The following is an 11,011-nucleotide window of genomic DNA, read 5'->3' on the forward strand; positions in this document are numbered from 1 at the left end:
AAGGGCATAAAAAAATCCCGGCCTGTTATTGGCCGGGATCGGTTAGGTTGTTATTATATTCTAGCGCTGTGGCATTTTTGGCATATTCTTCATCATCCTTGCTGCAGTAGCAGGATTAGAGAATTGCTTCATTACCTTACGCATATCTTCGAACTGTTTAATCAGCTTCGTTACTTCTTCAATTTTATTTCCAGAACCTTTAGCAATACGTAAGCGTCTGCTTTGTTGAATGCTGTCCGGATTTTCACGTTCAAATTTCGTCATCGACTGGATGATGGCTTCAACATTTTTAAAAGCATCATCTTCAATGTCAACATTCTTCATCATTTTGCCGACACCTGGAATCATACCCATCAGATCTTTCATGTTACCCATTTTCTTGATCTGCTGTATCTGGTTGTAGAAATCGTTGAAGTCGAATTTATTTTTACGGATTTTCTTTTGAAGTTCTGCCGCTTCTTTCTCGTCGAACTGCTGTTGTGCACGCTCAACAAGAGAAACCACGTCACCCATACCCAAAATACGGGAAGCCATCCTCTCTGGATAGAATACGTCCAGAGCTTCCATCTTTTCTCCGGTACCAATAAACTTAATTGGTTTGTTTACTACGGATTTGATAGATAACGCAGCACCACCGCGGGTATCACCGTCTAATTTCGTCAGCACAACCCCTGTGAAATCTAGGCGATCGTTAAATACTTTAGCAGTGTTAACCGCATCCTGTCCGGTCATGGCATCAACAACAAACAGGATTTCGTGCGGTTGTGTTTTTGCTTTCACTTCCGAGATCTCATTCATTAAGCTTTCGTCGATCGATAAACGACCGGCAGTATCAATGATGATCACGTTATTATTGTTCTTTTTCCCTTCTGCAATACCTTCAAGAGCTATTGCTACAGGATCTTTGGATTCTTTGTTTGCATAAACAGGAACACCAACCTGCTCACCCAAGATTTGTAGCTGGTCTACTGCTGCGGGTCTGTAAACGTCGCCCGCAACAAGTATTGGTTTTTTCCCTTTACTTTTAAGGAAGTTAGCCAGTTTTCCGGTAAAGGTAGTTTTACCGGCACCATTTAAACCTGCAATTAATATAATAGTAGGGTTTGCTTTCAGGTCAAGTTCGGTAACCTCTCCACCCATCAAGGCTGCAAGTTCATCATTCATTACTTTAGTAAGTAACTGACCTGGTGAAACAGCCGTAAGTACATTTAAACCTAAAGCTTTTTCTTTAACCTCATCGGTAAAGCTTTTGGCAGTTTTATAGTTTACGTCGGCATCTAATAAAGCTTTACGGATCTCTTTCATGGTTTCTGCCACGTTGATCTCTGTAATGCTACCTTGTCCTTTTAAAACCTTAAATGCACGATCTAGCTTATCCTGTAAATTTTCAAACATTTTCTTTAATGCTTAGTGTTCAATTTTTTGTAGCCCCAAAGGTATTAATTTTAGAGGTAAATTCTGGTTTAATAAAAAAGTATTAGCGCGGGAAGACAAAGGTTACACCCAGTGCCAGCGTCTGGCTTCCTTGAATCTTAGTATCATTGTCGCGGTCAAACAAGCCGACTCCAGAAAGTGATACATTCATCAGACGGTTCAGTTTAGAGGTAATAGTAACATCAAGACGGTGGTCTATATTCACCATTGACCTGTCATAAGGAATAAACATCTGATATCTCGATTTAAGCATCGTGTTCGTGAAAACCTCTTTTTCGAAATTCATTACAATCTGAAAAGCCAGCTCATTTTTAAATTTCTTACCAAAATCAACGCCATATTTTGGTGGAACAGGTTTGTTATAATCGGGAGTGCCATCTGTCTTCTTTGGTCTCTCATAAATAGTACTGTCCAAGACAAAAGTTTGCCGAGCACTACCAGTACCAATTCGAGTAGAAAAATATTTACTAGGCTTATACTCAAAACCGAAAGATTCTGTCAAGTAGCCAGGTGACATGAATTTGGATATTAGGGTTGCAACTTCCCTACCATTTACAGTTTTATAAGAAAAACCTGAGTCAAACTGTGATTCGAAGTTAATTGAACCGAAGAAATACCAGTTTTTGGATAATTGAATTGCCGCTTTGTGATCCCAAAAAATCCGGTCACGGGTCTTCTTTTGCAATTGGTCTTTGTTTTTAACCTTGCCATATTCTAAAATCAGTTCGCTCACATAGCTATAGCTATCTTTAGAATATTCTGCTTTGTAGTTTACTAAACCTGCAACTGCCAGGGAGTTTACTCCTCCCCCTTTCCAGTTGTTGGAGAAGGTTGCCTGATTTACATTAATGCCGACAGAGGTTCTGGTTTTCCAGTAGTTAACCTTAGCATCTACTACAATTGGGCTTATTTCCACTGGTTTAAAAGGGATTGTTCCTGTTCTTGATGGCAGTGGACTACGTTTCAGTTTAATATCAAGACCCTTAGTATTAATCGGCACAGTGTCGATCTCTTGAGCATAAAGGCTGGTAGTACCGGTAAAAGCTAATAATAAGTAGGCATAAAAACTCTTCATCAGTACAAAGAAAAACAAAAAACTGAGGTATTAAAAGTTTAATAGTAAACTAATTGGATAAATGGCATTAAAAGGAGCTGTTTTAGAAATAGTTTATCCAGGAGAAAAACTTTCTGCTTTTTAGGTAATTAAGGTTTTGATCGCAGGCGTAAGCTTCTTTTTCAAATGAGATATTAAAGTATGCGCGGGAATGATTCCTGTATTTGATCAGGTTGATTACATAATTGATCAAATACAAAAGATAAAAAGGCAATATCAGTAATTCTAGTTGTTGTCTAAGATGTATCCTTTCATGATTTATCAATACCAGATCCTCTTTCTGAAATTTATTCTTTAAAAGAATGAATGGATAAACAGCCATTGCATTGGCAGGGATTTTTGAAACGATTAAAAAGAACGCTTTCAAAACTTTTCTATATTTATTTTAGGCAATGGGGGCAGTTTAAATGCTGCAGGATTACGTTTATAGTTGGCGTAGTTATTTCTTAGGTAAACGACAAAAGCATAATCAGAGGCACTAAGTACAAAGTCATATGATGGACGATATTGCTGCATAAAGTCTTCTGCTTCAAAATCACCAATTTGTAATACCCGCTTTACAAAATCAGGCTTAAACCGATAATCGATAATTGCTTCACGATAATCTCTTTCTATTATTTTTTGCAGATGACGTGCATTCTTGCCCTGACGACTTAATAGATTATAAATAGCATCTATACCTAATCCTGCGCCACCCAAGCCAAGGTTTAGCAAGTCTTTGGCCTTTCCTTTGTCTAGCGCGTACTTATATTCTTTTAACGTTTTCTCATGGCGTTGCATGGGTGTAAATTTATCACCCACAATGGCAACTTCCCGAAGAGGAATACCAAAAGACTTCAATTGAAAATATATAGAATTCTGATTATGAATAACGACGGTGTCTAATGCATAGCCCTGTAAAACAGCAAATAGCGTATCCCCTTGCTTAGCTTTAATAGTAAACTCTCCTTTAGGTGTATTATAAATTCCCTCGTCATTAGCGGAGTTGTAAATGTAAACCTTTGCCAGTCGAAGTTTAGAATCTTTATCCACAACAAAGCCCCTCACAGTTGGTTGCTGTGCAAATGCTTTAAATGTTAAGCAATAAAATAGGAGTAAAAGGCTATAAAACTTCATTCAAGTACAAAACTACAAGATAAGGCTATCTGTGTAATAATATTAACATTATTTAACTAAGGTGAGTGTTTGACCAATTTTTATTCCTGTATCAGTAATTCCGTTTAATGACTTTAGCTCATCTATTGTAATGTTAAATCTTTTAGATATGTTGTAAAGCGTATCTCCTTGTTTAACGGTGTAAGTGCTTGGTTTAAAAACAGGAGCGATGTTGTTTTGAACAGTACTATCTTTAACAACCGGAGTCGAGATGCGCAAAGTATCTGGTGTTTTAACAACCTGCTTTGACGGCGGCGTTTCAACTGGTGCGAATTTTTCTTTCTCTTTAGGGATATTGGCATTGATTTCTGAAAATACCCTGTCTTCACGTTTTATTTTATCCTTTTCAGATTCAGGTTGGTCATATTTATAAAGCTGATAACGATCTATCAGATTAATGAGTAAATCTGGGTACTTAGGGTTTGTAGCATAGCCGGCCTGTTTTAAACCACGGGCCCAGTTTTTATAGTCATTCTTATCCAATTCAAACAAGAAGCTGTAACGCTTCCTTTTTAGAAATTCAGAATGGTCTTTGTACGATTCTCTTGCGTCCTTATATACTCTAAAACAGTCGTCTGCTTTGTCATCGTCTTTATAATAACCTTTTCCTTTCCAATCAGATGTACATTTGATACCAAAGTGGTTATTTGCATATTTAGCAAGTGAGCTATTTCCATTTCCGGATTCGAGGATTCCTTGTGCTAAAGTGATGCTGGCAGGGATTCCGTATTTATTCATCTCTTCAATGGCTACGTCTTTAAAGCTTTCTATATAATTTAAGGTCGTGTATGATTTTGCATTCGGATTAGCTTTATTAGCGGCTTTTTCGATTTGTTTGTTATTGTGACTATATTTTCTGGATTTACAGGCATTTAAAAATACAACTGATAGGATAGCAAGGGCTAGAAATTTGTTGTTCATTATAATTTAAGTTTTTGTCCGGGTTTAATAGCAGCGCTTTTTAATCCGTTTTTTTTCATGATTGCAGAAGGGGTGGTGCGACGAGCCTTAGCAATGGTGTATAGGCTATCGCCACGTTTAACAATGTAAGTTTTAGAGGCCGTCGTATATTTTGGTTTACGGACTACTGGTTCTGGTGCAATGACTTCTACATAATCATCGGGGCGCTCATCATACTCGTATAGATTATTCTTTTTAATAATTCCGATGATCTGTGAAGCCCAGGTTCGGCTCCTTGCATATCCACCACGTTGTATGCCTCTGGCCCAATTTTTATAGTCGTATTGGTCATACTTCTCAAAGAGATGGTTGAAGGATGTTCTGCTTTTTAAAAAATCCAGAAAATGTTCGTAGGACTCATTAACAGAAGGATAGTCTTTATAAGCAGAGCGGATTTCAGTACTACTATTGGCTCCCTTTATGCCGAAATGGTTGTTTAAGTAACGGGCAATTTTACTTGTTCCTGCAGCAGATTCATGAATAGCAATAGCAAGAATAATACTTGCAGGGATTTTATATTCACGCATTAGCGTTTGAGCCTCGTCTGCATAGGTGTCAATATAGTCGTCAGTGGCTTGAGCTTTTGTGTTAAAACTAACGCAGAGAAATAGTAATGAAACAAATAATATTGTTTTTAACATATCTACTTTTTTCTGATTACAAATAATCCGTCCCTAACAGGAAGAATAAGTTTTTCTACACGGTTGTCTGCTAAAATCTTATCGTTAAATGTAGTGATATTTTTAGTGTCCTTGTCTTGATTGGTATTCAATACTTTTCCACTCCATAATACATTATCAACAATGATAAGTCCACCGGAACGTACACGGTCAAAAATCATGTCGTAATAAGTGCCATTGTTTTTTTTATCTGCATCTATAAACACAAGGTCGAATGTTTCATTTAAGTCGTTTAGTGTTTCATAGGCGTCACCGAGAATGTATTTTATTTTGTTGTCATATTCAGATGCGGCAAAGTTAGTCTGAACCATTTCTTCTAATTCTTCATTGATGTCTAAAGTATATATGATTCCATTTTCGGTCAATCCTTCAGCAAGACATAATGTGGCATAGCCTGTAAATGTGCCAATCTCCAATATTCTTGAAGGGTTAACCATTTTGCTAAGCATGCTTAAAACGCGGCCTTGATAGTGTCCAGAGAGCATTCTTGGCATCAGAACCTTAAGATTTGTTTCTCTATCTATCTTTTGCAGTAATGCGTTCTCAGGCTCGCAGTAGTTGAGCAGCAGTTGCTGCATATCGTCATTAATTAAACTCATATTTAAATTGTATTCGCAATTACGCTCTCATTAACGGTGCTGTTCCATAAAATATTGCAAAATGATGGTCGCAGAGATGGTGTCAACTCTTTCTTTATTTCTACGATCTTGTTTTTTTAGTCCGCTTTGTAAAATTGTCTGGTGAGCTAACTTTGATGTGAAACGTTCATCTATCCAATATTGCGGGATATGAGGAAAGTTTTTTTTTAAAGTAGTTGCAAATCCTTTTACATGTTGTGCAGATTCAGAAGGAGAGCCATCCATTTGCTTTGGGTCACCCAAAACAAAAGCTTCTACTTCTTCAGCAAGCAGGTATTTTTTTAGATATTCAATGATATCTTTAGGATGGATGGTGTCTAGTCCTGTTGCGATAATTTGCAAGGGATCAGTAACGGCAATTCCGATGCGTTTGGTTCCATAATCAAAGGCAATAATTCTGGGCATGAGGCAAAGATAAGAGTAAAATCCTAAAGGGCTTAGGTTAATCACTGGTGTTGTTCTCTTATGTTTATAATCAGCTTCAATATTGCGTTTTTATTGGTCCGGGCAAAAGGATAGCAAAAGGATAGCAAAAGGAAATATCTTAAAAAAATGTTATTTTGCACCAAATGCAGTTTAAAGAGATCATCGGTCAGGAAAACATAAAACAGCAATTGATACAAACAGTTGCTGAGAATAGGATTAGTCACGCACAACTGTTTCTGTCGTCGGAAGGAAGTGGGGCCTTGCTTTTGGCTATTGCTTATGCGCAGTACATCAATTGCTTAGATAAGCAGATTGATGACAGTTGCGGTGTATGTTCTTCATGTCGTAAGTATGAAAGATATATCCATCCGGATCTGCATTTTTCTTACCCATTTTTTGCTTCCAAAGATGTGAGAACAGCTGTGGATGTTTTGGAGGAATGGAGAAGTATGTTGCTCGATGATGCTTATTTTGATATGGATATCTGGCGTTCTAAGCTCAGTGCTGAGAATAAACAGGCGAATATCAATATTGCTGAATGTCATGATATCATTAAAAAATTAAGTTACAAAGCCTTTGAGGCTGAAACGAAGGTGCTGATCATGTGGCTTCCAGAGTATTTAGATAAAGAAGGGAACTCTTTACTAAAGATCATTGAAGAACCACCACAAAATACTTTGTTTATTTTGGTTGCAAACAATCAGGAACAAATTCTTTCTACGCTTTTATCGAGAACTCAAATTGTTAAAATTCCTAAGCTATCTTACGCAACAATAGAAACTTATTTGATGGAAGGCCATGGCTTACCTGAAAATCAAGCTACGGAATATAGTTTTCTTGCAGATGGAAATTTAATAGAAGCGAAATCCCTGGTTGCCAATACACATAATGAAAATGCAGATAAATTCGCGGAATGGTTGCGAATGGGATATGGGAACCGCGTGTTGGATTTAACAACTTTTGTAGAGCAGGCTGCAACATGGGGACGTGAAAATCAGAAAAACTTTTTAAAGTATGGGATAAGCTTTTTACGTGAATGTAGTTTGTTGCTTAGTGGGGCTGATGAATTGGTAAAATTACCCGTGAGAGCATTGGAAACAGCTAAAAAACTATCTACGCATGTATTGGATTTGAACATGGCAGATGCGATTATTGCTGAACTTGAAAAGGCGCATTATCATATTGAGCGAAATGCTAACCCTAAAATTCTGTTTTTAGATGTATCTTTACAATTGGTTAAAATAATCAAGTTTAAAACGTTCCCGAAAGGGACTCAACATATATATAATTAATTATGGGATGTGGAAGTTGTTCTACAGGTGGCGGTTGTGCCCCCGCAGGCTGCAAAAGTAATGGCTCTTGTGCTACTGGCGGATGCGGAAAAATGGAAGTTTACGATTGGCTGTCGAATTTAGACATGCCCTCAAATTATAAACCTTTTCAGGTAATAGAAGTTAAATTTAAAGGTGCAAGGAAAGAGTTCTTTGTAAACAATGATAACATTTATCTTGAAATTGGCGAACTTGTAGCTGTTGAAGGGCCAACGGGCGGATATGATATTGGTCATGTTTCACTTACCGGAGAGTTGGTAAGAATACAAATGAAACGTCGTAAGACAACCGTTGATCAGGTAACAAGAAAAGTTTATAGAAAAGCGACAGAGGCAGATGTAGAGAAATGGAAAGTTGCAAAATCCATGGAATGGGAAACCATGCATAAAGCCCGTACACTGGCTCTGGATTTACGCTTATCCATGAAAATAAGTGATGTTGATTACCAGGGGGATAAGACTAAAGCAACATTCTTTTATACTGCTGAAGGTCGGGTAGATTTTAGGGAATTGATCAAAAAAATGGCTGAAACTTTCCGTATCAGGATTGAAATGAGGCAGATCGGTATGAGACAAGAAGCTGGTAGATTAGGAGGGATAGGTTCATGTGGAAGGGAGCTTTGTTGCTCTACTTGGCTAACGAACTTTAAAACTGTTTCTACTGCAGCAGCGAGATACCAAAACTTATCTTTAAATACCCTTAAGCTAGCGGGACAATGTGGCAAATTAAAGTGCTGTTTAAACTACGAATTGGATACTTATTTGGATGCATTGAAAGATATTCCTGATCGTATAGAAAGTTTACAGACTGAAATAGGAATTGCGAGACATCAAAAAACAGATATATTTAAAAAATTAATGTGGTTTAGTTATCCAAATGCGGAAGACTGGATTCCTTTAAAAGTTGACCGTGTAAAAGAGATCATGGCCATGAATAAAAAAGGACAAAAGCCAATTAATCTCAAAGAAGAAGCTGTTGAGTTAACTCCTGCTGCGGTGATTGATAAAATTCCTGATTATGAAAATGTAGTTGGACAGGATAGTTTAACACGTTTGGATGATAAACCTCGTAATAAGGGGAATAGAAATCAGAATCGAAATAACAATCAGAATCGGAATAAAAAGAATGCAGAAAGAGCTGATAGGACAGACCGCCCTGAAAGGCTTGAACAAACCGACAGGACAGACCGGCCTAATAGAGGCCCTAAATCGCCTCAGCAAGGTAAAAACAAGCATGATCTAGCGAAAAAAGAAAATACTGGTGGACAAGGACAATCAAAATCTCAAGGTCAGCCAAAACCTAAAGCAGCTCAGGGAACAGAGCAATCTGGAGCAGAAAAACCCGCTGGAAACCGAAATAACAGGAATAGGAATAATCGTAGAAAGAAGCAATCGGATAAGCCTAAGAATGAAGAGTCGTAAAGTTTTTGTTTTGTTTGCTGCCATAAGTGCATTGTTATTCTTTGGCGGTTGTGATACGAGTAATATTGCAGATATAAATCATACCATGCCTTCTCGAAACTGGAGCTATGCTGATAAGGTTAAAGTTATGGTTGATATCACAGATAGCAATAAAGCATATAATATTTACTTTAAGCTGAGACACACTTCAGACTATCGTTATTCCAATATTTTTGTACTGTTGAATTTGAAAACAGCACAAAAGAAGCGTAACAGGCGATATGAATTTAAATTAGCACAGGCAGATGGGCAATGGAACGGCTCAGGTTCAGGGAACTTATATTCTTATACTTTTCCATTGCTCACTAACTTTAAATTCCCCTCCCCGGGCAAATATGAGCTAGAGTTAGAACAAAATATGCGTGATAATCCTTTGACTGAGATTAGTGACGTAGGAATAAAGGTAGCAGTAATAAACTAGTTTATAATAAAGGTAAAAGCTGTTCAAGCGCCATTCCTCTTGATCCTTTTAATAGAACCAAACTATTATTTATAGGGTGTTTACTAATAAATTCCTGGGCCTCTGCGGGAGTTGTAAAGAAATGTCCCTTATGTTCTTGTTTAGATTCCTGAAAATGTTTGCCTATAAAAATAAGGGTGTCAATATGTAGCATTTCTGCTTGTTGGATGATGAGTTTATGTTGTGCAAATGATTCTTTACCTAGTTCAAACATATCCCCGATAATAACGGTTTTATGATTACTACTTAATGATTCGATATTATTAAGTGCAGCTGCCATACTGCTTGGATTGGCATTATAAAAATCGCAGATAACGGTGTTGGTGTCGGTTTTAGTAATTTGAGAGCGGTTATTATTAGGCAAATAATGAGATAAACCAGCATTAATATCAATAGGAGAAACTTCAAAAAAGTGTCCAATGCAAATCGCAGCTAATATATTTTCAAAGTTGTAGGTGCCTGTTAAATGCACTTCTGTTTTGAATGAATCGGATCCATTATTCCATGAAAGTTCTATAAAAGGATCTGATTTAATCAGCTTGCCTGAAATGGTATTGCTTGCCTCCGTGCCATAATAAATCACTTTCTTTAATCCAGTTTTTTCAGTCATCTCCATTAAATAGGCACTATTCCTGTTGACAAATGTGATGCCCTGGTGTTTTTTAAGGTAGTCAAACAGTTCAGCTTTCCCTTTTTTCACCCCTTCGAATCCGCCAAACCCATCTAGGTGAGCCATGCCGATGTTAGTGATTAGGCCATGAGTAGGTTGTGCAATACTACAAAGAAATTCGATTTCCTTTTGATGGTTTGCACCCATTTCTATAACGGCTAATTCTGTTTGCTGAGTAATAGAAAGGATAGATAGCGGGACACCAATGTGATTATTTAAATTACCTTTTGTAGCAAAGGTTGAGTATTTCTGGGAAAGGACAGCATTGATAAGTTCTTTTGTTGTGGTTTTACCATTGCTACCTGTTAATCCTATGACAGGAATGTTCAGTTGATCACGGTGGTATCTAGCTAAATCCTGCAATGTTGTCAACACATCTGATACAAGAATACACTTTTCGTTTTTTTGATAGGTTTTATCGTCTATAATTGCATATGCAGCCCCCTGTTCAAGAGCTTGGGCAGCGAAAGTGTTCGCGTTAAATTTTTCTCCTTTTAATGCAAAGAATAAACAACCGTGAACAATACTCCTGGTATCAGTGCAAACTGTTGGGTGGCTAAGGTAGTGTTGATAAAGGGTTTCGATGCTAGACATATGCATATTAATGTGTGAAGCTGTAAAAATAACCAGATGTAAGAGAAACAAAAAATATTCTTTAGTACTTTAGGTATAATTTTTTCCTT

General features: G+C 37.3%; 11 protein-coding genes. 3 read left to right on the forward strand and 8 right to left on the reverse strand.

Annotation, left to right across the window (positions count from 1 at the left end; genetic code table 11):
* Positions 1-60: 60 nt before the first annotated feature.
* The 7 genes from ffh to ruvX all read right to left on the reverse strand — a co-directional run bounded on the left by ffh (position 61) and on the right by ruvX (position 6,386).
* Complete coding sequence (ffh, locus tag ABDJ41_RS00910; RefSeq protein ID WP_349783850.1) at positions 61-1,395, reverse strand: signal recognition particle protein; 1,335 nt, start codon at positions 1,393-1,395, stop codon at positions 61-63.
* A gap of 82 nt (positions 1,396-1,477) precedes the next feature.
* A complete protein-coding gene (locus ABDJ41_RS00915) occupies positions 1,478-2,509 on the reverse strand; it encodes a DUF3078 domain-containing protein (protein WP_349783851.1) in 1,032 nt (343 codons plus the stop codon).
* 402 nt (positions 2,510-2,911) lie between these two features.
* Positions 2,912-3,664 (reverse strand): hypothetical protein, encoded by a 753-nt coding sequence (locus ABDJ41_RS00920; protein WP_349783852.1) that lies wholly within the window; start codon positions 3,662-3,664, stop codon positions 2,912-2,914.
* A 48-nt stretch (positions 3,665-3,712) separates the two neighbouring features.
* The gene (locus tag ABDJ41_RS00925) at positions 3,713-4,624 is read right to left on the reverse strand and encodes a glucosaminidase domain-containing protein (protein ID WP_349783853.1); all 912 of its coding nucleotides are present in this window, start codon (positions 4,622-4,624) and stop codon (positions 3,713-3,715) included.
* Positions 4,624-5,304 carry a glucosaminidase domain-containing protein gene (locus tag ABDJ41_RS00930; RefSeq protein WP_349783854.1) on the reverse strand — a complete coding sequence of 227 codons (681 nt, stop codon included), beginning with the start codon at positions 5,302-5,304 and terminating at the stop codon, positions 4,624-4,626. Before ABDJ41_RS00930 ends, ABDJ41_RS00925 begins: the two co-directional genes overlap by 1 nt.
* 2 nt (positions 5,305-5,306) lie before the next feature.
* Positions 5,307-5,942 (reverse strand): O-methyltransferase, encoded by a 636-nt coding sequence (locus ABDJ41_RS00935; protein WP_349783855.1) that lies wholly within the window; start codon positions 5,940-5,942, stop codon positions 5,307-5,309.
* 30 nt (positions 5,943-5,972) lie between these two features.
* Entirely contained in the window at positions 5,973-6,386 is a 414-nt protein-coding gene (gene ruvX, locus ABDJ41_RS00940) for a Holliday junction resolvase RuvX (RefSeq protein WP_349783856.1), read from the reverse strand.
* 164 nt (positions 6,387-6,550) lie between these two features.
* On the opposite strand from ruvX, the gene ABDJ41_RS00945 reads away from it, so the two are divergent.
* Genes ABDJ41_RS00945 through ABDJ41_RS00955 form a run of 3 tightly spaced genes read left to right on the forward strand, consistent with a single transcriptional unit; the run spans position 6,551 to position 9,619 of the window.
* Positions 6,551-7,699 carry a DNA polymerase III subunit gene (locus tag ABDJ41_RS00945; RefSeq protein WP_349783857.1) on the forward strand — a complete coding sequence of 383 codons (1,149 nt, stop codon included), beginning with the start codon at positions 6,551-6,553 and terminating at the stop codon, positions 7,697-7,699.
* A 2-nt stretch (positions 7,700-7,701) separates the two neighbouring features.
* Positions 7,702-9,159 carry a PSP1 domain-containing protein gene (locus ABDJ41_RS00950; protein WP_349783858.1) on the forward strand — a complete coding sequence of 486 codons (1,458 nt, stop codon included), beginning with the start codon at positions 7,702-7,704 and terminating at the stop codon, positions 9,157-9,159.
* A complete protein-coding gene (locus tag ABDJ41_RS00955; RefSeq protein ID WP_349783859.1) occupies positions 9,146-9,619 on the forward strand; it encodes a gliding motility lipoprotein GldH in 474 nt (157 codons plus the stop codon). Before ABDJ41_RS00950 ends, ABDJ41_RS00955 begins: the two co-directional genes overlap by 14 nt.
* Before the next feature lies 1 nt (position 9,620).
* Here the strand turns inward: ABDJ41_RS00955 and ABDJ41_RS00960 are convergent, their stop codons facing one another.
* Positions 9,621-10,922: a UDP-N-acetylmuramoyl-tripeptide--D-alanyl-D-alanine ligase gene (locus tag ABDJ41_RS00960; RefSeq protein WP_349783860.1), complete on the reverse strand. Its 1,302-nt coding sequence runs from the start codon at positions 10,920-10,922 to the stop codon at positions 9,621-9,623.
* Positions 10,923-11,011: the final 89 nt, after the last annotated feature.

The organism is Pedobacter sp. ASV1-7, from assembly GCF_040203335.1.
Lineage (GTDB): Bacteria > Bacteroidota > Bacteroidia > Sphingobacteriales > Sphingobacteriaceae > Pedobacter.